Origin of the sequence: Flavobacterium sp. NG2 (assembly GCF_034119845.1) — a bacterium.
Classification (GTDB): domain Bacteria; phylum Bacteroidota; class Bacteroidia; order Flavobacteriales; family Flavobacteriaceae; genus Flavobacterium.
Map to the genome: position 1 here is coordinate 1,604,393 of NZ_CP139420.1, position 25,081 is coordinate 1,629,473.

General features: G+C 35.0%; 31 protein-coding genes and 4 tRNA genes. 17 read left to right on the plus strand and 18 right to left on the minus strand.

The genetic code is table 11. The annotated features are described in order from the left end of the window. Positions 1-27: 27 nt before the first annotated feature. The 6 genes from SLW70_RS06845 to SLW70_RS06870 form a co-directional block, all read right to left on the minus strand. Positions 28-687 (minus strand): SCO family protein, encoded by a 660-nt coding sequence (locus SLW70_RS06845; protein ID WP_320891344.1) that lies wholly within the window; start codon positions 685-687, stop codon positions 28-30. Next, complete coding sequence (locus SLW70_RS06850; RefSeq protein WP_320891345.1) at positions 671-1,279, minus strand: hypothetical protein; 609 nt, start codon at positions 1,277-1,279, stop codon at positions 671-673. The genes SLW70_RS06845 and SLW70_RS06850 overlap by 17 nt, the downstream gene beginning before the upstream one ends. A gap of 165 nt (positions 1,280-1,444) precedes the next feature. Continuing rightward, positions 1,445-2,203, minus strand: coding sequence for a YHYH protein (locus SLW70_RS06855; RefSeq protein ID WP_320891346.1), 759 nt, complete (start codon positions 2,201-2,203; stop codon positions 1,445-1,447). A 74-nt stretch (positions 2,204-2,277) separates the two neighbouring features. Further along, the gene (locus tag SLW70_RS06860; RefSeq protein ID WP_320891347.1) at positions 2,278-2,763 is read right to left on the minus strand and encodes a hypothetical protein; all 486 of its coding nucleotides are present in this window, start codon (positions 2,761-2,763) and stop codon (positions 2,278-2,280) included. A 2-nt stretch (positions 2,764-2,765) separates the two neighbouring features. Next, the gene (locus tag SLW70_RS06865; RefSeq protein ID WP_320891348.1) at positions 2,766-3,041 is read right to left on the minus strand and encodes a hypothetical protein; all 276 of its coding nucleotides are present in this window, start codon (positions 3,039-3,041) and stop codon (positions 2,766-2,768) included. Between the two features lie 20 nt (positions 3,042-3,061). Further along, positions 3,062-3,604 carry an RNA polymerase sigma factor gene (locus SLW70_RS06870; protein WP_320891350.1) on the minus strand — a complete coding sequence of 181 codons (543 nt, stop codon included), beginning with the start codon at positions 3,602-3,604 and terminating at the stop codon, positions 3,062-3,064. A gap of 291 nt (positions 3,605-3,895) precedes the next feature. Between SLW70_RS06870 and SLW70_RS06875 the strand changes: the two genes are divergently transcribed. The 3 genes from SLW70_RS06875 to SLW70_RS06885 all read left to right on the plus strand — a co-directional run bounded on the left by SLW70_RS06875 (position 3,896) and on the right by SLW70_RS06885 (position 8,122). Then, positions 3,896-5,677, plus strand: coding sequence for a polysaccharide lyase family 7 protein (locus tag SLW70_RS06875; RefSeq protein ID WP_320891352.1), 1,782 nt, complete (start codon positions 3,896-3,898; stop codon positions 5,675-5,677). Between the two features lie 298 nt (positions 5,678-5,975). Next, entirely contained in the window at positions 5,976-7,679 is a 1,704-nt protein-coding gene (gene lysS, locus SLW70_RS06880; RefSeq protein WP_320891353.1) for a lysine--tRNA ligase, read from the plus strand. 191 nt (positions 7,680-7,870) lie between these two features. Then, positions 7,871-8,122, plus strand: a complete 252-nt coding sequence (locus SLW70_RS06885; RefSeq protein WP_320891355.1) for a hypothetical protein — start codon at positions 7,871-7,873, stop codon at positions 8,120-8,122. Positions 8,123-8,320: 198 nt separating this feature from the next. On the opposite strand, the gene SLW70_RS06890 is transcribed toward SLW70_RS06885, so the two are convergent. From SLW70_RS06890 to SLW70_RS06945, 12 genes are all read right to left on the minus strand, one after another. After that, a complete protein-coding gene (locus SLW70_RS06890; protein ID WP_320891356.1) occupies positions 8,321-8,566 on the minus strand; it encodes a DUF6755 family protein in 246 nt (81 codons plus the stop codon). Between the two features lie 25 nt (positions 8,567-8,591). Beyond that, entirely contained in the window at positions 8,592-9,104 is a 513-nt protein-coding gene (locus SLW70_RS06895; RefSeq protein WP_320891357.1) for a Rieske (2Fe-2S) protein, read from the minus strand. A 73-nt stretch (positions 9,105-9,177) separates the two neighbouring features. After that, on the minus strand, positions 9,178-9,750 hold the full coding sequence (locus SLW70_RS06900) for a 4Fe-4S dicluster domain-containing protein (protein ID WP_320891359.1): 573 nt from the start codon (positions 9,748-9,750) through the stop codon (positions 9,178-9,180). Positions 9,751-10,120: 370 nt separating this feature from the next. Then, positions 10,121-12,337, minus strand: coding sequence for a molybdopterin oxidoreductase family protein (locus SLW70_RS06905; protein WP_320891360.1), 2,217 nt, complete (start codon positions 12,335-12,337; stop codon positions 10,121-10,123). Between the two features lie 138 nt (positions 12,338-12,475). Then, a complete protein-coding gene (locus SLW70_RS06910; protein WP_320891361.1) occupies positions 12,476-13,531 on the minus strand; it encodes an MFS transporter in 1,056 nt (351 codons plus the stop codon). A gap of 180 nt (positions 13,532-13,711) precedes the next feature. Further along, positions 13,712-14,719 carry a GTP 3',8-cyclase MoaA gene (gene moaA / locus SLW70_RS06915; protein WP_414458247.1) on the minus strand — a complete coding sequence of 336 codons (1,008 nt, stop codon included), beginning with the start codon at positions 14,717-14,719 and terminating at the stop codon, positions 13,712-13,714. Continuing rightward, entirely contained in the window at positions 14,706-15,620 is a 915-nt protein-coding gene (gene moaCB, locus SLW70_RS06920) for a bifunctional molybdenum cofactor biosynthesis protein MoaC/MoaB (protein WP_320891363.1), read from the minus strand. Before moaCB ends, moaA begins: the two co-directional genes overlap by 14 nt. 110 nt (positions 15,621-15,730) lie before the next feature. Next, the gene (locus tag SLW70_RS06925) at positions 15,731-16,177 is read right to left on the minus strand and encodes a molybdenum cofactor biosynthesis protein MoaE (RefSeq protein ID WP_320891364.1); all 447 of its coding nucleotides are present in this window, start codon (positions 16,175-16,177) and stop codon (positions 15,731-15,733) included. 30 nt (positions 16,178-16,207) lie between these two features. Beyond that, on the minus strand, positions 16,208-17,248 hold the full coding sequence (locus tag SLW70_RS06930) for a HesA/MoeB/ThiF family protein (protein ID WP_320891366.1): 1,041 nt from the start codon (positions 17,246-17,248) through the stop codon (positions 16,208-16,210). A gap of 40 nt (positions 17,249-17,288) precedes the next feature. After that, positions 17,289-17,531, minus strand: coding sequence for a MoaD/ThiS family protein (locus tag SLW70_RS06935; protein WP_320891367.1), 243 nt, complete (start codon positions 17,529-17,531; stop codon positions 17,289-17,291). After that, positions 17,528-18,097 carry a molybdenum cofactor guanylyltransferase gene (locus tag SLW70_RS06940; protein ID WP_320891368.1) on the minus strand — a complete coding sequence of 190 codons (570 nt, stop codon included), beginning with the start codon at positions 18,095-18,097 and terminating at the stop codon, positions 17,528-17,530. Before SLW70_RS06940 ends, SLW70_RS06935 begins: the two co-directional genes overlap by 4 nt. A 14-nt stretch (positions 18,098-18,111) precedes the next feature. Beyond that, positions 18,112-18,441, minus strand: coding sequence for a winged helix-turn-helix domain-containing protein (locus SLW70_RS06945; RefSeq protein WP_320891369.1), 330 nt, complete (start codon positions 18,439-18,441; stop codon positions 18,112-18,114). 209 nt (positions 18,442-18,650) lie between these two features. On the opposite strand from SLW70_RS06945, the gene rpsU reads away from it, so the two are divergent. The 14 genes from rpsU (at position 18,651) to rplL (ending at position 24,942) form a co-directional block, all read left to right on the plus strand. After that, positions 18,651-18,845, plus strand: coding sequence for a 30S ribosomal protein S21 (rpsU, locus tag SLW70_RS06950; RefSeq protein WP_320891370.1), 195 nt, complete (start codon positions 18,651-18,653; stop codon positions 18,843-18,845). Positions 18,846-18,916: 71 nt separating this feature from the next. Further along, a complete protein-coding gene (locus SLW70_RS06955; RefSeq protein WP_320891371.1) occupies positions 18,917-19,813 on the plus strand; it encodes a tyrosine-type recombinase/integrase in 897 nt (298 codons plus the stop codon). Between the two features lie 37 nt (positions 19,814-19,850). Next, the gene (hpf, locus tag SLW70_RS06960; RefSeq protein WP_320891372.1) at positions 19,851-20,153 is read left to right on the plus strand and encodes a ribosome hibernation-promoting factor, HPF/YfiA family; all 303 of its coding nucleotides are present in this window, start codon (positions 19,851-19,853) and stop codon (positions 20,151-20,153) included. A gap of 93 nt (positions 20,154-20,246) precedes the next feature. After that, positions 20,247-20,320, plus strand: a tRNA-Thr gene (locus SLW70_RS06965). Positions 20,321-20,380: 60 nt separating this feature from the next. After that, positions 20,381-20,461 (plus strand) — tRNA-Tyr (locus SLW70_RS06970). Between the two features lie 54 nt (positions 20,462-20,515). Beyond that, a tRNA-Thr gene (locus SLW70_RS06975) sits at positions 20,516-20,587 on the plus strand. 54 nt (positions 20,588-20,641) lie between these two features. Then, on the plus strand, positions 20,642-21,829 hold the full coding sequence (tuf, locus tag SLW70_RS06980) for an elongation factor Tu (protein WP_320891373.1): 1,188 nt from the start codon (positions 20,642-20,644) through the stop codon (positions 21,827-21,829). Positions 21,830-21,885: 56 nt separating this feature from the next. After that, positions 21,886-21,956 (plus strand) — tRNA-Trp (locus tag SLW70_RS06985). 20 nt (positions 21,957-21,976) lie between these two features. Next, positions 21,977-22,174, plus strand: coding sequence for a preprotein translocase subunit SecE (secE, locus tag SLW70_RS06990; RefSeq protein WP_320891374.1), 198 nt, complete (start codon positions 21,977-21,979; stop codon positions 22,172-22,174). Between the two features lie 8 nt (positions 22,175-22,182). Then, positions 22,183-22,734: a transcription termination/antitermination protein NusG gene (gene nusG, locus SLW70_RS06995; protein ID WP_320891375.1), complete on the plus strand. Its 552-nt coding sequence runs from the start codon at positions 22,183-22,185 to the stop codon at positions 22,732-22,734. A gap of 66 nt (positions 22,735-22,800) precedes the next feature. After that, entirely contained in the window at positions 22,801-23,238 is a 438-nt protein-coding gene (rplK, locus tag SLW70_RS07000) for a 50S ribosomal protein L11 (RefSeq protein WP_220762453.1), read from the plus strand. A gap of 13 nt (positions 23,239-23,251) precedes the next feature. Beyond that, the gene (rplA, locus tag SLW70_RS07005; RefSeq protein ID WP_320891377.1) at positions 23,252-23,941 is read left to right on the plus strand and encodes a 50S ribosomal protein L1; all 690 of its coding nucleotides are present in this window, start codon (positions 23,252-23,254) and stop codon (positions 23,939-23,941) included. 22 nt (positions 23,942-23,963) lie between these two features. Beyond that, positions 23,964-24,482 (plus strand): 50S ribosomal protein L10, encoded by a 519-nt coding sequence (gene rplJ / locus SLW70_RS07010; RefSeq protein ID WP_320891379.1) that lies wholly within the window; start codon positions 23,964-23,966, stop codon positions 24,480-24,482. Positions 24,483-24,570: 88 nt separating this feature from the next. Continuing rightward, positions 24,571-24,942 carry a 50S ribosomal protein L7/L12 gene (rplL, locus tag SLW70_RS07015; protein ID WP_320891380.1) on the plus strand — a complete coding sequence of 124 codons (372 nt, stop codon included), beginning with the start codon at positions 24,571-24,573 and terminating at the stop codon, positions 24,940-24,942. The last annotated feature ends 139 nt before the right edge of the window (positions 24,943-25,081 follow it).

Here is a 25,081-nt window from a genome sequence, read left to right on the forward strand (position 1 = left end):
TTCAAAGATACAAACTCTAACTTAAAACTAGTTTTCTTTTTTAAGCGTGGTGATATCCTCGATAATTCGTTCCATTTCGATAGGTAAAGTTCCATTGTAAACGCCACGAATACGCCGTTTTCCATCAACTAATATAAAGTTTTCGGTGTGTAGAAAATCATTGAGTTTGCCGTAATAACCTATGGAGTCTCCTGCGAAATATTGTCTTTTAGCGATAGAATAAATTTCATTTTTATTCCCTGTCAGTAAATGCCATTTTCCAGAAATACAGCCTTTGTTAATAGCATATTGTTTTAAAATAGAAACGCTGTCTCTTTCGGGAGTGACAGTATGAGAAAGTAATAAGACAGAGGAATCATTAGTGTATTTATCTTGAAGGATTTTCATGTTGTCGGTCATTTTGGGGCAAATGCTTCCGCAACTGGTAAACATGAAATTAGCAACATAAATTTTACCCTCAACCGTTTTTTCGGTTACGGTTTGTCCATCTTGGTTGGTAAAAGAGAAATCGGGTATGGTATGGATTTCTGGATATTCGGGACTGTTTGGGCTAATCCATTCTGGTGTAAACTCGGCTGAATTGATAAAAGGCAACACATCCTCATTATCGTCTTTCTTGACTTTATTACAAGAGAAAACTACGAAAAGAGTGATGATGAATACGATGAAATTAGTTGTCTGTTTCATAAGGGTTTCTGCAAAGTTTGATTCCAATTAAGCCGTATTTTTTTCCTTTTTTAATCACATAATTGGCACGTACGCTGCCGTCTTCGTACCATAATCTTTCACTTCCTTCCTCATAACCGTTGTTGTAATGAAAACGCTTGAATAACTGTCCTTTTTTGTACCATTCGAGGACTTCACCATGAAACTCATCGTTGTTAAAATGATATTTGTATCTAGGTTTTCCATTCTCCCACCAGCCTTCATGAATGCCTTCTTTTTTATTGGCAATATACAAGCGTTTTTCGGCTAACACTTTGTTGTCGTACCATTGTTTTTGAACACCTTCAAGCATGCCGTTTAAATAGGATTTTACAAATACAGTATCTTTGCTAGGATAGATTTCATATATTTTTCCAGAATATTTTTCGGTTTTGAAGTATAAAGTATCTTGTTTGAAATTAAAACTTGAATCTGACGCTAATTTATAAATCGAAGGTGTTTTTTGTGCTTGTCTTTGAGGCATTTCTTTATGACTCTGATTGCAACTAATAAAGATTGTTGTTGCTATCAAAGCGAAGATTGTTTTTGTAAAAGTATTGATTTTCGAACTCATAGTATTTAAATACAGATTTGCTTCGCCTATTCGCAATTGCTCTGGTTACCCATTCTCACAGAAATTTTAAAAAATAGTAACCACAAATTACACAAATTGAAATCTTAGTATCTTAGTGGCTTAAAAAAAACTTATTGCCTTTGCGTCTTTGCGGTAAATAAAAACTTAGTTCGAAACCGTTCCTGCAGTACCATAAAATCCATTTCCGTTGATATATGGGTCTGAATTAGTGATGTGATAGTGATAGATTCCGTTTGGATAGTCAACAGTTACGCCTGTGTGACCGTGGTATACATCTAGACCAGTAACAGCAGCTCCGTTTTCTTCAGGGCCATAAACAGGGAAACCATCAAGTAAGAAACCCATCAAGGCTTCTTTGCCTTTAGTTTGTGTTAAATAAAGTGGCTCCACATGGTAGTGATACATATGAGTACCTGTTGGATGTCCTCTATATTGATCAAATGAGGCAACTTCATTTGTTAATGGAGAACCGCCAGCGGCATATTGATTAAATAAGGGTACACCGTTTATTGATACGCCTATAGCTCCCATTGGAGTGGAACTATGTGTTGTGGCAACAGCTGGATTTAAAGGAATTTTGAAAGTAAAGGAATTGGTTAAACTAATAGTATTTGGGTTTTGACGAAAAGTAGCTCCGCCAAAAGTAGTTCCGCTAAAAGCTTCGTATTTCGCATGTGTGGTTGGGTAATAAACACTTTTATGGTCGGGTTGACCGTTGGTCTTGATTGTTACATAGGTTCCGTCAGTGGTGATGCTCGTCGCTCCATATATTTTTTTGTAGACATCAGGAACTGTTGAAGTTGGCGTTGTAGTTGCTGCTGTCGAATTATCGTCAGAATTGCTACAAGCTAAAAATAAAAGTATACTTAAAAACGGAATAATTAAAAATAATGATTTTTTCATATTGGGAGTATTAGTTTGTTTTTATCTATTGTTTAAGACGTATCTTTTATTTAATTCTTGCGGTTTGTTTGCAATTATTTTTTTTGATTGTCTTTTATTGAAGACATCCTTCTATGTGAAAACATTTTAGATAATTCAACTGTTAGTTCTTTAAAGTCTTCTTTTTGTTCAGGTGTGTTGCAGATTTCTCTAATTTTTTTGAAATGATTGAAACGAGAGGTTTCAATCTGTTTTTGAATATCTCCCAATACATTAATCAAACTATCTTTTGCTTTAATATCTACTTTTGGCTGACTTAACTGAGCGTATAAATTTTCTTTTGTTTGTTGGATTTGTTTCTCAAAACTTTTAACTTTTTCAATGTGCATTTCTATTGAAGCTTCTAATTGTTTCTGTTGGTCTTCGTTAAAATGAAGTTTTTCGATAATCATTTTTCGAGGTCCGTTACGAAAATTTCCTCCACAGTCGCGCGGTTTTATAATTTTAAAAAACACAATCATACTTATGTTAAAAATAACAAGTACAATAAGAGAATAGGTTAATACTTTTATCTTGTTCATAGTTATTGTTTGTAAAATAGATTTGAATCAGTGATTGATGCAATTAAAGCAGTTTCTTGAATTTCTTTTTCTGATTGAATTTCGTTTAAAATGACTTTGATATTGATACTCGCAAGTAGCAAAATTGAGGCTGCAGCTAACCAAACCCATTTAATGTCGATTGTTTTTTGCACATTCATTTGGGACTGAATTTTAGCATACAACCCATCACTTGGAAGAACTTTTACGATTTGATTCGTAGAGTCTATAATTTCGTTTATCCAATTTTCTCTTTCCATATTCATTTAGACTACATTATTTATTTTTTCTTGCGGTATTCATCAAATTTATTTCCTAATTTCTTCTTCAAATTGTCTTTAGCTCTAAAAAGGAGTGACTCCACAGAAGAGATACTTAGTTCCATAATCACCGAAATTTCGGGGTTGCTTAATCCATCAATTTTGGATAAAATAAAAGCTGTTTTTTGGTTTTCTCCTAATTCATTAATAACGTCAAAAAGCAGTTTAGATTTTTCTTTGTTTTCCAATAAAATTCCAGGATGTTCAAAATTCGAAATATTTTGTATTTCATTTTCGTTTTCAGACCGTTTTCCAAAAATGAAGAAGCGTTTTTGGCTTTTTTTATGTTTTAAAAAATCCAAACTCTTATTGATGGTTATGCGGTAAATCCAAGTTTTTAAGGTGGATTGTTGTTTGAAGGTATCTATGGATTGAAAAAGTTGTATGAAAACATCTTGTGTAATCTCTTCGGCATCTTCAATATTTTGAACATAACTCAGCGCCACGTTATACACGAGAGATTTGTGTTGATGATATATTTCTTGAAATTCAGTTGAACTCAAAGCTATTTCAGTCCTATTGGGTTATTTTTTTATGGGATTCAAATATAGAAGAATTTTCATAAGATTATGGATTAACAATTAACAATTAAGATTTTTTTTGATTTAGGTAGTTTTAAAAGAGGTATATCTTAAAAAATTATCCCTTTTTTTAGTTTTAAAATATTTTTTATAAAAAAGTGGTTAACCAATTGTTGTTGATTCAAAAAAATAATCTAATATTACAATCTGAAAACTGGATAACCAGTTCTTAATAAAACAACTAACCAACTATTAGAATTAATTTAGAAACAAATGAATAAGCAAACCCGAAACACAAATAGTGTATATTTTTATGCATTATGTATTATGTTTTTATGTTTTAGTAAAGCTGTAATGGCACAAGTTCCATCAAATTTGATGAGAAACTGTAATCAGTGGAAAATTACTTATCCCACTGGAGTTGAGGATAAAACCTTATGTGGTGAACCTAACAACGAGTTCTTTTTTGTAAATCCAACTGGAAATGCTATTGTTTTTAAAGCTCCTGTGCGAAGTGATAATGGGACAACGCCCAATTCATCCAATATTCGGTCGGAACTTAGAGAAAGAACAACGGACGGTCTTACGGATATTTATTGGACAACTACAGGAACTCATGCACTTTATGTGAAACAAGCGATTACACATTTGCCAATAAAAAAACCACAATTAGTAGCTACCCAAATTCATGGAGATAAAACGGCCGGAATTGATGATTCGATGGTAATGAGATTGGAGGGGACTAATTTATTTTTATCTTTTAACGGGGGTAAATTAAGAAGTAATGTGTCTATCAAGACAAATTATACCCTAGGTACAATTCACGAAGTGATTTTTAAAGTCGTTAACGGTAAACATTATTGTTATTATTCAGAAGATGGAAATCTGTGGAATGCCTATAAAAACGGAACAGCTTCTTCGTATTTGATTAAAGCAGAGGGCAACGATTATGTGATGGACAAAACTTATGATCAATCTTATTTTAAGGTAGGTAATTACACCCAAAGTAATCCAACTGAAGAAGGAACTTCTACAGGACTTCCGGATAATTATGGTGAAGTTGTGGTCTATGACTTTGATGTTGACCATACAGGTGCGGGATTTGGCATTGTAACTGCTGCTACTGGTGTAACCTTATCACCAAAAACAGCAACTGTTCAAATAGGGAAAACGCAACAATTAATAGCCTCAGTAAATCCTTCAAATGCATCCAATAAAACGGTGACTTATCGCTCAAGTGACCAAACAATTGCAACAGTTAGCACATCAGGAATTGTAACAGGATTAAAAGCGGGTAGCGTAACGATTACGGCTACTACCGACGATGGCGGTTTTACTGACACGAGTGTGATTACAGTATCGGCTGCCACATTGATAAATACGGGTACTAATGGAAATCCTGTTTCGGTAACTACCAATTCGGAACAAGTGGGAGGGACTAATACAAATTATGCCATTAATACTTTAGATAAAAGCACGAGTACTAAATGGGCTGATAATGCAAATGGAGGGATTCTTACCTATGATTTGGGAAGTTTATACACATTAGAATCTATAAAAATTGCAACAACAGGAACTGCTACTAAATCATATTATTATGGAATTCGTTTTTCTACAGATGGAGTGAATTATTCTGCAACTACTAATGTTACTAGTAATTCAGATGCCGAATTCAAAACGTTTGCTTTTGCAAATCAAGCGAGATACGTGCAAATTATTGGTGGAGGAAATTCGACATCAGCCTTTTCTACTATCACTGAAATTGAATTCTATGGTCAAATCTATCTGTCAGTAAAAGGAAATACTTTTAATAATGCTATTACTGTTTTTCCTGTCCCAGCAAGAAATGATTTAACTATTGAGTCGGCAACGAATACTATTTCGAAAATCGAACTTTATGCAGTAGATGGTAAAAAGGTGTTTGAAAAAAACACAGATAACAGTAATAGAGTGTCTTTAGATGTAAGTGCTTTTCCAAAAGGGAATTATATCATTAAAGTTCAGGGGACTGATGATTCGTTAGTTTCCTCTAAACAAATCATGATTACAAATTAATTAATACAATTCAACACTAAAAAAAAGCAAATGGAGATTACTTCATTTGCTTTTTTGTTTTACTCCAAATAAAAATCTTTTTTATAGTGGTCTAATTTCCGGTTTAGCCCCGAGCTGTCTGCCGACAGGCAGGTAGGAGCGGCATCCTTTTTTTGCCTTTTTTGACAAAAAAATATAGTGGATTGCGGGAGGAATCATTATTGAAAACGGGGATTTTCTGCTTCTTAAAAACCACAAAGATTAGGTTTTGAACTTGATTGCAAAAACTTTATCTTTGCGCTCTTAAAATCTGAACACAATGGCATTATCTGAACAAGAAATTATCCGAAGAGAAAAATTGCAAAGCTTGCGCAACCTAGGGATTAATCCTTATCCTGCTAATCTTTTTCCTGTAAATCATACTTCCAAACAAATAAAGGAGAGTTTTGAAGAGGGTAAGAAGGTGATTGTAGCGGGGCGTTTGATGAGCGTGAGAGATCAAGGAAAAGCTTGTTTTGCTGAATTGCAAGATAGTGAAGGACGCATTCAATTGTATGTGAATCGTGATGTATTGTGTTTAGAAGAAGACAAAACTTTGTACAACCAAGTTTTTAAGAAATTAACCGATTTAGGTGATTTTATTGGTGTTGAAGGAGAATTGTTTACAACACAAGTTGGCGCAAAATGCATCCGTGTGAGTGGGTTTACTTTTTTGAGTAAAACTTTGCGTCCGTTGCCTTTGCCTAAAGTGGATGAAGATGGAAAAGTGCACGATGCGTTTAACGACGCCGAATTGCGTTACCGTATGCGTTATGTGGATTTGACAGTGAACCAAAACGTGAAAGATACGTTCATCAAGAGAACAAAATTGTTCAATGCCATGCGTGGTTTCTTTAACGATGCAGGCTATCTTGAGGTGGAAACACCGGTTTTACAATCGATTCCTGGTGGTGCTGCGGCACGTCCGTTTATTACGCATCATAACTCACTTGATATGCCGTTGTACATGCGTATTGCGAATGAGTTGTATTTAAAAAGATTGATTGTTGGTGGATTTGATGGGGTGTATGAATTCTCAAAAAACTTCCGTAACGAAGGAATGGACAGAACGCACAATCCTGAGTTTACTGCGATGGAAATATACGTAGCCTACAAAGACTACAATTGGATGATGGATTTCACCGAAAAATTATTGGAACATTGTGCTATTGGAGTAAATGGAACTAGTGAGGCTACTTTTGGGGAGCACAAGATTAGTTTTAAAGCGCCGTATGCTCGTGTAACGATGACCGATTCGATTAAGCATTTTACAGGTTTTGATATCTCTGGAAAAACGGAAGCTGAATTGTATGAAGCTGCCAAAGGGATGGGAATCGAAGTGGATGCAACCATGGGGAAAGGAAAACTGATTGATGAGATTTTTGGAGCGAAATGTGAAGGAAATTATATTCAACCAACATTTATTACAGATTATCCAAAAGAAATGTCACCATTGTGTAAAGAGCACCGTGACAATCCTGAGTTGACAGAGCGTTTTGAATTGATGGTTTGTGGTAAAGAGGTTGCCAATGCCTACTCTGAATTAAACGACCCAATCGATCAACGTGAGCGTTTTGAAGACCAAATGCGTCTAGCTGAAAAAGGGGATGATGAAGCAACTGGAATTATTGATGAAGATTTCTTGAGAGCCTTAGAATACGGAATGCCACCAACATCTGGATTAGGAATTGGAATGGACCGTTTGATGATGTTCTTGACGAATAACGCTTCGATTCAAGAGGTGTTGTTGTTTCCACAAATGCGACCTGAGAAAAAACAAGTTCAAATTGAATTGACTGCTGAAGAAAAATTAATTCTCGATTTATTGAAAGGAAACGAAAATAAAATGGATTTAGTTCAGCTTAAAATTTCGGCTAATTTAAGTGGTAAAAAATGGGATGCATCTATGAAAGGTTTGTCTAAACACGGCTTGACTAAAGTGGCGGTTGAAGGAGAAACTAAAGTAGTGGAATTAGTAGGCTAAGTTTTAAAAACACAGATTAGCACAGAATATATTAAAAAAGGAACTTCGTACTGGAGTTCCTTTTTTTGTATTTTTAGAAAAAAAATTGCTTAAACCATTTTTAAATGTTTCTACTAATTACCTTTTTATTAATTCTATTATTGATTGTTTCTCAAATTTACTTTAATAAGGTTGTTGCTAAAAAGATTTCTTTGAAGAGAAAGCAGAAAATTTTTGAATTACTAAAAAATAAATTTGAAGGATTAAAAGAAAATAATTTAGGTTTTTTTGAGTGTAGTATAGATAATAAAACTTTCTTATTTCAATATATTGCAGGTTATCCTTATAAATACCGTATTTCAAATCATTTAATAGTTTATTTTGAGATTACAAATATAGAAGAAGATATCAAGAAATTATGTAAAATTCATTTTGAATGTTCGACTATTGACAAGCGGGATTAGACCAGAAAAGTAGTAGATTTATTATTTAGTAATTCATTGAATAGTTTGGTTAATTATTCGGAGAAAACTGTTTCGAAAATAGTCACGGAAACAGAGTTTTATATTTCTCAAAAAAGAGAAGAACGAGATAAGAAGTTAAAATTGAATTAGTAGATTAAAAAAAGGAACTTCAATTCGAAGTTCCTTTTTTTACGTCTTTTACTTTTTAAAATTCCCTTTCGGTAAATAATACATCCAACCAAAACCAATCAAAAACAGAATTAGAGAGGCGATAAATGCAGGAATCAAAATCTCCTTATGATTATCCAAAGCATTATTTAAAGCGGCATACAGCAACCATATTTGAATACTCACATTGAAAACCAAGATGAATATCAAAGTAGATAGTATGTTGTTCAATTTATTGGGATTGGCTTGATTCTGGCTTTTTCGGAAACTACTCATAGTAATTTATTTTATTGTTTTTTGTTTAACTCGCAGTTGATTCAGTAGCTGCTTTTACGTAAATGTCATTGTCTTTAAAGAACACTTCTAATTTAGGTAAAGCTCTAGGTGGAGGCCCCGCAATTACATCTCCTGTTTTGGCATCAAATGAACCTTCATGGCAAGGGCAATGAATAATACCGGTTCCCGGTTTGTAAAAAACAGAACAAGAAAGGTGGGTACATTTTTGTTCATATGCTTTAAACTCACCGGTTTCCAAGTGTATTAATATATAAGGAACCGTGCTCCCTTCAATTACAAAACCACGGGTTCCTCCCACAGGCACTTCGTCTTTTTTACAAACAAAATGCTCACCTGCAACCTCTTCTTTTGGCATCAAGTGCGCTTTGGCAGCGACTAAACCACTACCAACCATTAACCCTCCTGAAACAAGGGTAAGGAATTTAGCAAAATCACGACGACTTACCTGAGTCGCTTCTTGTTTTAAAATAGGAAAATCCTTTTTCCAATTTTTATTTAAATTATCTTCTTTTGACATTTTGTAAAGTTTAAAGTTTAAAGTTTCAGGTTTAAAGTTTTCGATTAACTTTTTACTATTCACCTCTCACAGCTTAATATATAACCAACTCCGTACTTCCTTTTGGCATCATAATATTGACTTTGGTATTCACAATTTCTTTGCCAAAAACAAAACTATTCACAGGCGTGCTATTAGGTCGCATTTCTTCAATCTCGGCTTTTGTTCCAAAAAATAAAGCTCCACTAGGACAAACCGTTGCACACATTGGCTTTTTACCCACGCTCGTTCGGTCGTAGCACATAGTACATTTCATCATCAAGTCGTAGTTCTCTTCTTTTTTGGGTACACCAAAAGGGCAAGCCAAAACACAATTCGAACAACCAATACATCTTTCCGTATTAGCCGTATGCACAATCCCAAATTCGTCTTTCGAAATCGCATCTGCCGGACACACATTCGCACAAACCGGGTCTTCACAATGCATACACACCTGAACAGTCGTTTGCACCGTAGCGGCACGATCCACATAATTCACATGAATCATCGATTCTTGCCCATTCGTTTCACATTCAGCACAAGCTAATTCACAGGCTTTACACCCAATGCAACGTTGCATATCTACAAAAAACTCTTCGCTTGTATTGAAATTGGTATAATTATTCATTTCCTCTTTTATTTTTTATCGTTCCATTCTATAAACAACAACTATTCTTTGGGCGTGTCCCGCTTGAAAAAAGCGGGTCGGGCTTTCCGTTCCCGCTTTTTTTATTTGGCTGAAAAAGCCAAATAAAAAAGAGCTCCACTGTAATCCCTCACGCGAGATTACCAACCCGAATCGTAATAAAAACTGTTATGTCCCAGAACAAATTACTTTTTATAGCTGTCCACTTGGCTTACTAATTAGCCATATAACTCACAAATGATACTGATTTACCAGATATCAAAATCCGTGTTAACCTGTTTAAATCCGTTTTATACTTGTGTCATTTTTACAATTCGTATAAATTGCTGATTGTCATTTTACCTTCCTAGATTTAAACACTAGCATAAGCCTTTGATTCGCTCGAAGGGGCAGCTAGTTCTCTAAGGGGTTCCAAATGACAAGCACAAACTTTAAACTCAGGAATTTTTGAAATAGGATCCAAAGTTCCCGGGGTCAATTGATTGGCTGATTTTTTCCCTGACCAGTGATACGGAATAAAAACAGTGTCTTCCCTAATCGTCTCCACAATATTGGCAGGGAAAATTCCTTCACCTCTACGGCTAGAAACCTTCACTAATTCTCTTTGTCGTATACCGTATTGTTGCGCTAACTTAGGATGGATTTCTAGTAGTGGTTCTGGATATTGATCCACTAATTTTCCAATTCTACGGGTTTGCGTACCACTTAAATATTGTGATACCACACGACCAGTAGTTAAAATCACTGGATAGTCCGCATCAGGAACTTCACCTGGAAGTTTATACGGAGCAGGATTAAAATGTGCTTTTCCGTCAGGAGTTTTAAACTTTTTATCTTCCCAAAGTCGAGGTGTACCTGGATGACCTATTTCTGGACAAGGCCAGAAAACGCCCATTTCATCTTCAATTCTTTTATAGGTTATTCCATAGTAATCAGCAGTTCCACCTTTTGAGGCAACACGCAATTCATTGAAAATAGCTTCACTATTTTCGTATGTAAATTTATCTTCCACGCCCAAACGTTTGGCTATTTCCAAAATAATTGAAGTATCTGTCCTTGCATCTTCTGGAGGTGTTACTGCTTGTCGAATACGGATTACTCGACCTTCGGCTGAGGTGGTTGTTCCTTCTTCTTCCTCTTGCAAAGATCCTGCAAGAACCATATCAGCATGACGAGCCGTTTCATTTAAGAAAAAGTCAATACATACATAGTATTCTAATTTCTCTAAAGCTTCACGAACATAATTACTATTAGGTAATGAAACCAGCGGATTGAAACAAATTGAAATTAATCCTTTGATTTCTCCACGGTGAATAGCTTCAATTATTTCATAGGCTGAAAGTCCTTTGCCAGGCAAATCTTTTTCTTCAATTCCCCAAACATCAGCAATATATTTTCGGTGTTCTGGATTTTCGATATCACGATTTCCAGGTAATTGGTCGCATTTATGACCATGTTCACGACCACCTTGACCGTTTCCTTGACCAGTAATAGTTGCGTATCCGCAATAAGGTTTTCCTATACGACCTGTAGCTAATACTAAATTGATACAACCTAATACATTGTCAACGCCTTTACTATGATGCTCAATTCCACGAGCATGAAGTAAGAAACTCGTTTTGGCTTTGCCCCATAATTCGGCAGCTTGTTGAATTTTTTCTTTTTTGATTCCCGTAATTTCCTCGGCCCATTCTAGTGTATAATCTTTAACAGCATCAAGAGTAAGGTCAAAACCTGAAGTGTAATTGTCGATAAAATCGTGGTCAAGCATGTCATGATCTGCCAAGTATTTTAGCATAGCACCATATAAAGCCGAGTCGGTTCCTGGTCTAACGTCAAGATGTAAGTCTGATGTTCTAGCCAGCGGAATCATCCTAGGGTCAATAACGATTAATTTAGCACCACGGTCACGAGCTTTCCAAATCCAATGGGTTAGGGTAGGGAAGGTCTCACTGATATTAGCACCAGCCACAATTATCACTTCGGCATATTCTAAATCCGAATAGTTATTAGAACCTCTGTCTAGACCAAAAGCTTTTTTGTTTCCAGCTCCTGCACTCACCATACACAAACGACCATTGTAATCTAGGTTTTTTGTTTTCAATGCTACACGAGCAAATTTTCCAACCAAATAACTTTTCTCATTGGTCAACGAAACCCCTGAAAGCATTGAGAAAGCATCATTGCCGTATTTTTCTTGAATACGTTTAATTTCTGAAACTGTTTTTGATAGCGCATCATCCCAAGAAGTAGGTACAAATCCTTGTCCTTCCACTCTTTTTAGCGGACTCATCAAACGGTCTGGATGGTTATTTTGTAAATAGCGTTGTACTCCTTTTGGACAAAGACGTCCTTCGTTAAAAGGGAATTCCATCCAAGGTTCAAAACCAACTACTTTATTTTCCTTTACAGACAATTGTATTCCACATTGCATACCACAAAAGCAACAATGTGTTTTTACTAATTCGTCTGGTTCATCTCTTCCTTCGTACCCCTCTTTTGGACTATAGTTTTTATGAGGGCCAAATTGTGAAATTATATTTTCTGCTGAAACCGGTAATTTTGCCATTTTTTTATCTTTTAACCGCTAAGGCGCAAAGGCTCAATTTTAATTGCTGAATTTTATCTTAGCCGTGTTTTTCTAAATTATTTTTTCAAAATCTTTAATCACAATTTTCTTTGCGACATAGCGTCTTTGCGGTGTTGTTTAACCAAACAAATTCCCGCCTGATTGTCTTGCTTTTAAGTGGGCTTGTGCTAATCGTGATCTTTTTCCTTCGGGACTCAAGTCTAAATGCGAACTTCCATCTTCCATGTCAAAATTAAAACCAAGCTCTTTAGTTACTGTTTTTAAATCTTTGATATGTAAATTAGTTGCAAATTCTTCACCTGTATGCTTGCAAATAGCCATTCCCATTTTCATTCCTTGTTTTTTATAGATATGAGCACCAATCTGTGCAGGACGCTGAATGATGTGGAAAAATTTTCCAAATGGAATCCAAATCAAGAACATGATCACTGTTACAGCATGTAGGACAGCGAGGAAATCAAAAGCAAAACCTTTCATGAATTGGTAAGAGTAGGTTAGTCCCAAACCAGTAGCCGAAATAGCTATTAATAAAATAAGAGGCAATAAATCACCCTCAAAGGTTTGTGTTGCAATCAAACCAGGATTGGTTAATCGGCGTCTTAAATAGTATAATGAACCTAAAATTACTAAGTAGGAAGACCAGTTCAAAGCATGAAAAGTCAAAAAGGCCATTATAGAATCTAGCTTAAAATCCATTACTTTGAAACCAAAAAAGTGTGCTTCATAAACCGAAATAGAGTTGGGTGCCATTGTAAAATGAATCCATCCAAAGGTCAAGGGAATGGTAATCATAAAAGCTGATGTACAACCAACGGCAATCATGAAATGCGCCATCCAACGGTATTTTCCTCTTGGGTAAATGAATTTTTGAAAAGCTATATTTTCAATTGTTTCTTTGGAAGCAAACCAAAAATGAGAAAACACTTTTCCGGTAAACAGATAAGTTATTCCTCTTTTGAAATAAATCCAAGTAGGTGGTCTTTGTAACCAGACAGAATATCTATAAACAATTCCGAAAAAGGCAAATACGGTACCGAATAAGTACGTAATAAGTGCTGCATCAAAATTTTGTAATTTTCGAGAACCATAAAAAACTAATGCAATCATCAATATTGAAAGCACTGTGGCTATCAATAATGCTTTTATATTATAGGCATAGTTATTTGTTTTCATTTCAGTTTCGTATTAATAATTACTATAAATCATTGCTCAAGGAGAGCAATCGATAAATTTCATCTTGCAAAAATAAAACTAAAATAAATAACTACGTAAAAATACCTAAGTATTTTTTATTAGTTTGTTTAAAGTTTATGTAAGTCAGTATGATAGAGTTTTGAGTGCTTGGAGGTTAGATTACCCACCAATCTTAATCATACTTCTGTTTTGAGAAAATAGTTTAGGGTTTTGGAATTTAGCATCATCGTCCATTCCGCCACGCATGGCGTGTTTTGATTTTACGTTATTAAAAATAAGAGGTTCTATGGATTCGCCAGCTCTTAAAGTATTCAATAAAGATGTTTCAGAGTTTGAGAAAAGACAATTTTTTAATTTTCCATCAGCGGTCAGTCGGATGCGGTTGCAACTGCTGCAAAACGGATTGGTGACTGAACTAATAACTGAAAAACTTCCTTTGAAGCCTTTTATTTTGTGGTTCTTGGCGGTATCGTTTGGTTTATCAGTAAGTCGTTCAATATTTTCAGAAAGGTATTGGTTTTCAACTTGTGATAAAATTTCAGCATAGGAAACTAATTTTTCTTTATTCCATTTGTTTCCATCAAAAGGCATGAACTCAATGAATCGAATCATTAGGTTTTTGTCTTTAGTCAATTCGATGAAATCTAAAATTTCGTTATCATTAAAGCCTTTCATTACCACTACATTTAGTTTGAGGTGGAAGCCGTTGTTTTCTAATAAATCTAAATTTTCTAAAACTTTATCAAAATAATTACGTCTTGTGATTGAATTGAATTTATCTTTTTGTAGGCTGTCGATACTAACATTTAAAGCTGTGATCCCCGCATCTTTAAAAGTGTCTATGAAATCATTTACTAGGATTCCATTTGTGGTAAGCGTGAGTTCAACGCCCAGTTTTCCTAAACGCAGTATAACATCCTTAGCATCTTTACGTACTAAAGGTTCGCCGCCAGTCAATCTGATTTTTTTGACACCTAAGTTTACAAAAGTTTGGGCTATAGTTACAATCTCATCTGCGGTCATCAAATGTGATTTTGGTGTGAGCGCAATCCCTTCGGCAGGCATACAATAGGTACATCTCAAATTACAATGTTCTGTAATCGAGATGCGCAAATAGTTGTGTATGCGTCCGTGTGTATCCTGCATTGGGTTACTATGCGCCATGATTGAATCCGTTAAGTATTTTGAATAAATGTAAAATAGATGGAAATACTGCATCCATCGATTCACTTGCGCCAGCTGTTGAACCTGGTAAAGCCATAATCAGTGTGTTTCCTTTGAAACCTACAACTGAGCGGGATAACATCGCATAAGGTGTGCGGTCTTGTCCGTAGGCACGAATAGCTTCTTCAATACCTGGAATACGTCTGTCTAGCATTGGGGCAACAGCTTCGGGAGTAACATCACGATTCGATAATCCCGTACCTCCTGTTAGGATAACCAAATCCATTTTTTTGTCACACATCGTATGGATGGTTTCTTGAATATCTACGATTTCGTCAGGAATAATGGTGTAATTAGAAACACGCAATCCTAAGCTTTTTATTTTTTCGGCGATTACTTTTCCAGCTCTATCTTCTTTTTTGCCACTTGAAACACTATCTGAACAAACCATTACAGCTACAGCTAAATCAGGAATGTCATTTTTACCAAAGTCTGATTTGCCTCCTTTTTTGTGCAATAATTTGATAGTCGAAATTTCCACTTGCTTGTCAATTGGTTTTAACATATCATACATCGTTAAGGCAACAATTGAAGCACCATGCATGGCTTCGACTTCTACACCAGTTCTGTAAATTGCCTTTACGGTTACTTTGATTAAGATAGAATCGTCAAGGAATTCATATTCAATTCCAGTGTATTCAATTGGCATAGGATGGCAGTCAGGAATCGAGTTTGAAGTGTTTTTTACTGCAAAAAGACCTGCTGTACGCGCTACTTCAAGTACATCTCCTTTTGGTACTGATTTATTCAATATCGCCTGCATCGTAGCTGGTGTGCCTACTTTTACAACAGCTTGCGCTGTAGCTGTACGTTGTGTAATTATTTTGTGTGTAATATCTACCATTTAATTATGTATTGGACCACGGACAAAACGGATTATAACTGGTTAACACGGATTATTATTCTTAAATCCGTTATAATCTGTTTTATCTGTGTCATCAGTGGGCTATTTTTTTATGTATTTTTTTTCCAAGTATAGGATTCATCTTCAAAAATCTCTTTACCAAAAACAGGGGCTTTTTCCTTTATGGCTTCCACCAAAAATTCTAGGGCTTCATACACTACTTTTCGTCTAGGAGCAGATACAAAAACAAACAAGCATATTTCGCCAGTTTTCACCAACCCTAAGCTATGGTAAATGTGTAAGCATGTTAAATTGTATTTGGCGAAAGCCGCTTCTCTGATTTCGTAAAAATTTTGTTCTGCCATTTCTTCATAAGCAGTGTATTCAATTGCAGCAACAGTTTTTCCATCAATGACATCAGCACGAACTTGTCCTAAAAAGATGTTATGAGCGCCAATAGTTGTTTTTGTTTGGTGTTTGGCAATCGAATTCCCTATGAAATCGGATGTTATTTGTCCTTGAATGAAGGACGTTTTCTTTGGTTTATCTGCTGACATTCAAATTGATTTATGTTGATTCTTATTGTTCTATAAAGACTGTATGCCTTTTCCTAAATGAAAAACACCTACAAATCCTGATTTTTTTAAATAATTTAATGCTGTTTGACTGCGTTGTCCAGTCTGGCAAAACAATACTATTTCTTGGTTTTTGTCTAATTTATGACTGTATGATTCTAATTCTGATAACGGAATTTGGATTATATTTTCACCTCTAAATTCAGGGCTTTCGTTTTTCTCTCGAACATCAATAACTACAATGTCCATTTGCTTACATTTTTCTAAAAATGTAGCTGGAGTCAAGGAGTCGTTTATTTTTTTTGAATGTAAAAGTTGACTACCGTTGATAAAACTTTTTTCGACAGCCTTCGGGTTTTTTGCGAAAGCGATTAGTTGAGTTTGAAAATGTAAAGCATCATAAATCAATAATTTTCCTGATAACACTTCGCCAATTTCAAGAATGATTTTAAGTACTTCTGTTGCTTGTAATGCTCCAATTGTATTGGGTAAAACTCCTAGAACACCAGCGACTTCACAATTTGAAACCGAGTCTAATGTATTTTTCTCTGGAAATATACAGCGGTAACTAGGTCCGTTTTTATAGTTGAAAACAGAAAGCTGTCCTTCGAATTTATAAATCGAAGCATATACCACTGGGATTTTTTGATGAGCTGAAACATCATTTATTAAGTAGCGTATGTCTATTGTATCAGTGCAATCAACGATTATTTGGTAATCATCAACGATTTCAAAGGCATTGTTTTCACTGAAAAAAGTATAATAAGTTTGAACTTCAATGTCAGGATTAAGTAATAGGATTTTTTCGGCAGCTGTTAGCGCTTTGCTTTTACCGCAATCTTGTAAGTTGTATAAAAGCTGTCGATGTAAATTAGTTTCTTCGATTATGTCTCCATCAATAATTCCAATTTTGCCAATCCCCGCTGCAGCTAAATTTTGCAACACAGGACAGCCTAATCCACCAGCACCAATTACTAAAACTCTAGCATTTTGTAATTTTTGCTGACCAATTTCGCCTATTTCAGGAAGAATTATTTGTCTGTTGTAGCGCACTTTTTTGGAATTTAGAATTTTAAAATTGAGTTTTAATTTTTTAACCTCCAGCAAATGGAGGTAAAAATGCAATTTCGTCTTGATTTTTTATTGAAAAATCTATGTTAGTAATCACTTGATTGACTGCTATTGAATAGTTTGTTTTCTTTAAATCAGGATAATTGGATTCCATTACTCCTTTTAAGCATGCTACTGTTGCATTAGAATTGTCAAGTGAAACTTGTTCTTCGTTTTTATTGGTAATATCAGCAATCAAACCAAAATATTTTGTATTTATAATCATGATTGTAATTTTTCGTATTCTTCTGGTGTGTTTATATTTTGTATTTGATTGTGCCATTTCGCAGGAACAACTAATGTTTGGTGTGACATATCTTCAATAACATCGCGTAATTTTAACTGTTTGGCGGCCAAATGTTCTCCAAAAATAGTTTTACATGAACGATCATAAAGGGCAATCAGAGGACTTGGTTTGTCTCCAACTTGTACTTGTGTCATCATATAAGAATCTTCATGTTTGTCTGCTATCCATTGAAGTAAGTCAGATGAAATGAGAGGAGCGTCGACACTTAATATAAAATTAAATTTAGTTTTAGAATGTTTTAAAGCAGTGTAAATTCCGCCTACAGGTCCTTTATCTGCAATTATGTCTTCGATGCGAGCGTGTCCAAGGTAATCGTAGTCAGAATTAGCCGATACAATAATAATATTTGATCCTACAATAGGTTGTAAGGCCTCGCAAATATGACTTATGAATGGTTTTTTGTTCAAAGGGAGTAAGCCTTTTTCTTTTCCCATACGTTGGCTTTTTCCACCTGCTAAGATATAGGCTGTAATGTTATTTTCCATTTGCTTTTCTATGGTTATAATTCATATTTTGTGAATTCAGTATCTAAAAAAGTCCAGCAATTTGAATTGATTGATTCAAAAGCGTTAATCAAAGATTGTCCATAAGGCGTTAATACTGTACCTCCGCCTTTGTTTCCTCCTACTTGGGTTTCGATTAAAGGGTGTTTTGCAGCTTTGTTGGAGGCGTCGATTAATTTCCAAGCTTTTTGATAAGATAAATCCATTGCTTTGGCGGCTTTGTTTAAAGACCCTGTTTCTGCAATTAACTTCAATAATTTGACACGACCTTCACTAATGAGGATGCCTTCATCTGTTTCAATCCAAATTTTACTTTTTATTTTCAAGGCGTGTTTTTTATAACGTTATACTTTTGCAAATATAACGAAATGGTTTTTTATAAAAAAATCTACTAGAGAACTTCTTGTTGGTGTTGTTGATTTCTGAGTTTTTTTGTGGGTGTAGCATTGTTTTTTAAAATTAGTTGTAGATGAGTAGGTTTAATTAATAAATAATTTTTACCTTTGCGGCCTTAACGAGAGGAGGTGTCAAAATTATGTTAATTATACCAATTAAAGACGGAGAAAATATCGATAGAGCATTAAAGCGCTATAAAAGAAAATTTGATAAAACAGGAACTGTTCGTCAATTAAGAGCACGTACTGCTTTTATTAAGCCGTCTGTTAAAAACAGAATGAAATTCCAGAAAGCTGCTTACATTCAAAACATGAAAGATAGTTTAGAGAGTTAGTAGATTTTCTTTAGAAAATAAATGCCGTTAGTGGTCAAAGTTTAGTAACTTTGATGCTAACGGTTTTTTTTATGGCTACTATTATCGATTTTTTTAAGGATTATTTATTGAAAGAAAAGAATTATTCTGTTCATACGGTTGCCGCTTATGAAAGTGATTTGTTGAGTTTTCAGTCTTTTAATATGAGTAATTTTGAGCAGGAATCAATTGTTTTTGTGAATTATAGCCAGATTCGAACTTGGATTGTATTTCTTGTAGATGAAGGTTTGTCTTCTTCTTCGGTTAATAGAAAAATGGCTTCGTTAAAAGCGTTTTATAGGTTTTTGTTGAAAACAAAACAGATAACTGTGAATCCTATGCTGAAGCATAAGTCGTTAAAAGCTTCAAAAGTATTGCAAATTCCATTTTCAGAGAAAGAAGTTGTTTCTGTTTTGGATCGGATTGAAAATGTTGATGGATTTGAATTAGTGCGAAATAAAATGATAATTGATTTATTGTATGCTACGGGAATGCGACGAGCAGAATTGATTAATTTAAAAGTTGCCGATGTTGATTTTTCTAATAACACAATCAAAGTGCTTGGTAAGCGGAGTAAGGAAAGAATTGTTCCGATGCTTTCAGTTGTAAAAGAAGGTTTGCTGAGTTATAGTCAGCAGAGGGCTGATTTGGCTGAGATTTTTGATGATGAATTTTTGTTTCTCACAAAAAAAGGGGTAAAGTTGAGTAATTCGTTTGTTTATCGACTAATAAATTCATACTTTAGTACGGCTTCAGAAAAAGTAAAAAAAAGTCCGCATGTGTTGCGACATACATTTGCGACTCATTTACTAAATAATGGAGCAGATTTGAATTCAGTGAAAGAGTTGTTAGGTCATTCCAGTTTGGCGTCAACACAAGTGTATACGCATAGTAGTTTGTCGGAACTTAAAAAAGTTTACGAAAAAAGTCATCCTAGGAATAAAAAATAATTCGCAATTAAGTTTAACCATTAAATAAGTTTTGATTATGAAGGTAAGTATTCACGCAGTCAATTTTAATGTTGACGGGAAATTAGTTGGTTTTGTTCAAGAAAGAATGGATAAGTTGGAGAAGTATTATGATAAAGTGGTGTCTTCTGATGTTTATTTGAAAGTTGAGAAAACTAGTGATAAGGAGAATAAAATTGTTGAGGTAAAGATAAATGTGCCTGGAGATGGGTTTGTTGTGAAAAAACAGTGTAAGACTTTTGAAGAAGCTTTGGAGCTTTCGGCAGAATCTTTAGAGCGTTTGTTGGTAAAAAGGAAAGAAAAAATACGTGCATACGCTTAATATAAAAAATTTTTTAAAAAAATGTTTTGATTGAGAGATAAAATATATACATTTGCAGTCCGTTAGAAATAGCGGACTTTTTTTATTGATACTGCCAGCGTAGCTCAGTTGGCTAGAGCAGCTGATTTGTAATCAGCAGGTCGTGGGTTCGAGTCCCTCCGCCGGCTCAAAAAAAGCAGTAGTATTGTGTTTGTTTGGTCGAATGCAATATTGGAAATAAAAAAAGAGGGGAGATACTCAAGCGGCCAACGAGGGCAGACTGTAAATCTGCTGTGAGAACTTCGCAGGTTCGAATCCTGCTCTCCCCACAAATAATAAAATTAAGTTCTTATAGCAAAGGATTTAAAGTTGAAGAATTCTCTGCCGGTGTAGCTCAGGGGTAGAGTGCTTCCTTGGTAAGGAAGAGGTCTCGGGTTCAATTCCCGACATTGGCTCAAAGAAAAAATTTTGAACACTAATAAATTAATAAAGATTAAAATCTAAGTAAAATGGCAAAAGAAACCTTTAATCGTTCGAAACCGCACTTAAATATAGGTACTATCGGACACGTAGATCACGGAAAAACTACATTAACTGCTGCAATAACTAAAGTGTTATCTGATGCTGGTTACTGTCAAGCGAAATCTTTTGATCAAATTGATAATGCTCCTGAAGAAAAAGAAAGAGGTATTACAATTAATACATCTCACGTAGAGTATGAAACAGCTAATCGTCACTACGCTCACGTTGACTGTCCAGGTCACGCGGATTACGTAAAGAACATGGTTACTGGTGCTGCTCAAATGGATGGAGCTATTCTTGTAGTAGCTGCAACTGATGGACCAATGCCACAAACTCGTGAGCACATCCTTTTAGGACGTCAAGTAGGTATTCCACGTATCGTTGTTTTCATGAACAAAGTGGATATGGTTGATGACGCTGAGTTATTGGAATTAGTTGAAATGGAAATTAGAGACTTATTGTCTTTCTATGAGTATGATGGAGATAACTGTCCAGTTATTCAAGGATCTGCTTTAGGTGGATTGAATAATGATGCTGCATGGGTTCCTAAAATTCTTGAATTGATGGAAGCTGTTGATGCTTGGATCGAAGAGCCAGTACGTGATACTGATAAGCCTTTCTTGATGCCAGTTGAGGATGTATTTACAATTACAGGTCGTGGAACTGTTGCTACAGGTCGTATCGAAACTGGAGTTGCTAACACTGGAGATCCAGTTGAGATCATTGGTATGGGAGCTGATAAATTAACTTCTACTATTACTGGAGTTGAGATGTTCCGTAAAATCCTTGATAGAGGTGAGGCTGGAGATAACGTTGGTTTGTTATTGAGAGGTGTTGCTAAAGAAGATATCAAAAGAGGAATGGTTATCATTAAGCCAGGATCTGTTAAACCACACAAAACTTTCAAAGCTGAGGTTTATATCTTGAAAAAAGAAGAAGGTGGACGTCACACTCCATTCCATAATAACTACCGTCCACAGTTCTACGTACGTACAACTGACGTAACAGGAGTTATTTCTTTACCAGCTGGAGTAGAGATGGTAATGCCAGGTGATAACTTAACTATCAATGTTGAGTTGTTAAGCCCAATTGCAATGAACGTAGGTTTACGTTTCGCTATCCGTGAAGGTGGTAGAACAGTTGGTGCTGGTCAGGTAACTGAAATCGTAGATTAATTTCTATAATAATAAATTTAAAACCAGTAACTGCTTCGGTTGTTACTGGTTTTTATACGGGCGTAGTTCAAGGGTAGAATAGCGGTCTCCAAAACCGTTGATGGGGGTTCGAATCCCTCCGCCCGTGCAATTAAAAAATAAATCATAATGGCAAAAATTGGTACTTACATTTCAGAGGCATTTGAAGAATTAAAATCAAATGTAACTTGGCCAGAGTGGGCTGAGGTGCAGCGACTAACTGTTATTGTTGCTGTTTTTTCAGTGTTATTTGCTTTGGCAACTTGGGGAGTAGATGAGGTTTTTGCAAAAGCATTAGCAGGATTTTTTAACTGGATTAAAGCTTAATATTTGACATGGCAGAGAATAATTTAAAGAAATGGTATGTCGTTAGAGCTGTAAGTGGTCAAGAAAATAAAGTGAAAGCTTATATTGAAACTGAAATCTCTAGACTTGGAATGGAAGATTATGTTTCTCAAGTTCTTGTTCCTACTGAGAAAGTAGTAACAGTAAAAGAAGGTAAGAAGCTAGTTAAAGAAAAAGTTTATTTTCCAGGTTATGTAATGATTGAGGCAAATTTAGTTGGTGAAGTTCCTCATATCATTAAATCAATTACTTCAGTGATTGGTTTTTTAGGTGAAACCAAAGGAGGTGAGCCAGTGCCATTAAGAATTTCTGAAGTAAACAGAATGTTAGGTAAAGTCGATGAATTAGCAGTGAATACTGATAATCATGCAATACCATTTAATTTAGGAGAGACTATTAAAGTAATTGATGGTCCTTTTAATGGATTCAACGGTACAGTTGAAAAAATTAATGATGAAAAGCGTAAACTTGAAGTAATGGTTAAGATTTTCGGAAGAAAGACACCTTTAGAGTTGAGTTTTATGCAAGTTGAAAAAGTATAATTTTCGTTACACTATAATAATCACTTCAATCGCTTCCAATGGTTGTCGTGTTAAATTTTTTAAAAAATGGCTAAAGAAATTAGTAAGGTAGTTAAACTACAAGTTAAGGGAGGTGCTGCGAATCCGTCGCCACCGGTTGGACCTGCTTTAGGAGCTGCTGGGGTAAACATCATGGAGTTCTGTAAGCAGTTCAATGCTAGAACACAAGATAAACCTGGCAAAATATGCCCAGTACAAATTACTGTGTATAAAGACAAATCATTTGATTTTGTTGTTAAGACTCCTCCTGCAGCAGTTCAGTTATTGGAAGCTGCAAAGCTAAAATCTGGTTCAGGTGAGCCTAATCGTAAAAAAGTAGCTAGTGTTACTTGGGAACAAATTAGAGCTATTGCTGAAGACAAGATGCCAGACTTAAATGCATTCACAATGGAGTCTGCAATGAGTATGGTTGCTGGAACAGCTAGATCTATGGGTATAACTGTATCAGGAGACGCTCCTTTTTAATTAAGAGAAAGACATGGCAAAATTGACAAAAAAGCAAAAAGAGGCTGCTTCAAAAATTGAAAAGAACAAATTATATTCTTTAAAAGATGCTTCAGCATTAATTAAAGTTATTGCTTCTGCAAAATTTGATGAGTCTGTTGATATCGCGGTAAGATTGGGTGTAGATCCAAGAAAAGCGAATCAAATGGTTAGAGGGGTTGTAACATTACCTCATGGAACTGGTAAAGATGTAAAAGTATTAGCATTAGTTACTCCAGATAAAGAAGCAGAAGCTAAAGAAGCTGGTGCTGATTTCGTTGGATTAGATGAGTACTTACAAAAAATTAAAGATGGTTGGACAGATGTTGATGTAATCATCACTATGCCAGCTGTTATGGGTAAATTAGGTCCATTAGGTCGTATTTTAGGACCTAGAGGTTTAATGCCTAACCCTAAAACAGGTACAGTAACTATGGATGTTGCTAAAGCTGTTGCAGAGGTTAAAGCTGGTAAAATTGACTTTAAAGTTGATAAAACTGGTATCGTACATGCAGGAATTGGTAAGGTTTCTTTTGGAGCTGAGCAAATTTATGACAATGCACACGAAATTATTCAAACATTAATCAAACTTAAACCAACTGCTGCTAAAGGTACCTATATTAAAGGTATTCACCTTACAAGCACTATGAGTCCTGCGATTGCATTGGATCCGAAGGCAGTATAATTGGTAGTTAATAATTTTTAGTATGACTAGAGAAGAAAAATCAATCGCGATTGAAGAATTAACTGCACAGTTAGCTGGTACAAATATTGTTTATGTAGCAGATATTTCTGGATTAAATGCAGAAACAACTTCAAATTTAAGAAGAGCTTGTTTTAAAGCAGGTGTCAAATTAGAGGTTGTAAAAAACACATTACTTGCTAAAGCAATGGAAGTGTCAGAGAATGAGTATGGTGAATTACCTTCAGTTTTAGTAGGTAACAGTGCTATCTTTATTTCTGATGTAGCTAATGCTCCAGGTAAAATCATTAAAGATTTCCGTAAGAAATCAGATAAGCCACTTTTAAAAGGTGCTTATGTGAATGCTGAAGTTTATATTGGAGATGATCAATTAAATATGTTGTCTACAATTAAATCTAAAGAAGAACTTCTTGGAGAACTTATTGGATTATTACAATCACCAGCTCAAAAAATTATTTCTGCTTTGCAAAATAAATTTGCAGGACAAGAAGTTGAAGCTGAAACTGAAGCTGAACAAGCATAATAAGGTTGGATTTATTTCTCCTTATTATTTAATAAGCGCACAATAAACAAAATATAATTTTACAAATCATTTTAAAACGATAGAAAAAATGGCAGATTTGAAACAATTCGCAGAGCAATTAGTTAACTTAACTGTAAAAGAAGTTAACGATTTAGCAACAATATTAAAAGATGAGTACGGAATCGAACCAGCTGCTGCAGCTGTAGTAGTTGCTGCTGGTGGTGGTGAAGGTGCTGCTGAAGAAGCTCAAACTGAATTTACAGTAGTATTGAAAGAAGCTGGTGCTTCTAAGTTAGCTGTTGTAAAAGCAGTTAAAGAATTAACTGGTTTAGGTCTTAAAGAAGCTAAAGATTTAGTTGATGGTGCTCCATCTAACATTAAAGAAGGTGTAACTAAAGATGAGGCTGAAGGTCTTAAAAAATCTTTAGAAGAAGCTGGAGCTGTAGTTGAGCTTAAATAGTTAAACTCAGTTTAAAAAATTAGGTTTAGGTCTTGGGTTTAGTCGCCCAAAGACCTAAACCATTTTTCGTATAACAAAAGTCTAAGTTATTATACTCTATTTTAACTTTTGAAATACAGTCCTTTTATCCATTACGAGG